We start from the raw sequence: 1424 nt of genomic DNA, 5'->3' as shown, positions 1-1424 counted from the left end.
GCGCGGTCGACGCCGAGCCGAGCGCGACCTCAATCCGACGCGGCTCCGCGTCGAGGCCCTCGAGGAGCCAGAGCTCGCCAGCGGACTCGAGGACGATCCGCTCGCCGTCCGAGCTCGCGTGCCTTGCGTAGAAGCTGTCGAAGTCCGTGTGTCGGCGCAGGTCGGAGCCGTCGCGGCGTACCGAATACACGTTGCCGTAGCCCTCGTGATCGGACAGGAAGGCGATCCGGCCGTCGATCCACATGGGGTCGCTCAGGTTGCCGTCAAGCCCCGGCGTGAGAAGCCGGAACTCGCCGCCGCCGTCGGCGTCGACCCACAGCTTGCCCATCGCGCCGCCGCGGTACCTCTTCCACGCCGCGGGCTCGCGGGACAGCACGGTGCCGACGACCACGGGACGCTCGTCGCCGACGGACGGCCCGAACGCGACCGAATCGACCGGGCCGTACGGGAGCTCCTCGAGCCACCCGCCGTCGACCGGGATCGCGTACGCGTGCGTGTGCCGCGCGTCGGACTGGTTGTGGGCGCTCGTGACGATCACGCGGCCGCGCGGGTCGAAGCCCTTGACACGGGTGCTCTGGTGCCCGAAGTAGGTGAGTTGGTGGAAGCCGCCGCCATCGACGTCCGCGGCCACGGCCTCCGGTGCCGTGCCCTGGACGACGCTCCAGACGACCTTGCCGCCGTCCGGGGTGAAGCGCGGGTTGCGGGCAGGGAGCTGGAGCGCCGAGATCCGCCACGCCCGGCCGCCTTCCACCGGGGCGAGCCACACGTCATCCTCGGCCACGAACGCGACGAGCTCGCCGTGGACATGGGGGTACCGGAAGTAGCTGGAGGCTGTCATTCTCCGATCATAGGCAGGCCGCAGGCCCTCGTTCGGAGACGTTGCGGACCGTTCCGATCATGACGCGACCGCGTCACGCGGCGAGCTCCGCCGTGCTCATGTCGCGAGAATCCGGGCGACACGCCAAGCCTCACCGGCACGCTCGAGGACGATCCGGAGTGTCTGGTCCCGGCCCGCGCCCGGCGCCGATATTTCGCGGCCCGCGGCGCTGAGCGTCGCGTACCCGGAACTCACCACCCGGGCGCGGACGACGGCGGTGCCCCCGCCCACGTCCGTGTCCGGCGCGATGAGCTCGGCCGAGAGGACCTCTGAGGTGAAGCCGTCGAGCCGCTGGCCCTCACGCTCGAGGCGGTCGATGAGCTCTCCGTCCGTCGCGGCTGCGTCGGAGCCTCGCGCGTTGACCCGATCGAGTAGCCCGCGATCCGCCGCAGTGACCGCGAGGGCGCGGATTTGGGCGAGCGCCTGAACGGCCCGGACCGGATCGGTCGATTCGGCGCTCCGCCGAAGTGCCTCGGGCAGACGCGACCACGCCTCCGCTTCCTTCGCCGACGCGTCCTTGGCAGTCGCCGGACCCGCCCCCGGGGCG

2 pseudogenes are annotated in these 1424 nt (G+C 72.0%); both read right to left on the bottom strand.

The window, feature by feature from the left end:
• Positions 1-838, bottom strand: a pseudogene (locus ACLN58_RS22195) (peptidase S41); the annotation flags it as partial.
• Between the two features lie 96 nt (positions 839-934).
• Positions 935-1424, bottom strand: a pseudogene (locus ACLN58_RS22190) (hypothetical protein); the annotation flags it as partial.

It is taken from the genome of Sinomonas sp. G460-2 (assembly GCF_047759905.1).
Lineage (GTDB): Bacteria > Actinomycetota > Actinomycetes > Actinomycetales > Micrococcaceae > Sinomonas.
Note: the sequence above shows the minus strand (reverse complement) of the source record. Positions and strands in the feature narration are given on the sequence as shown.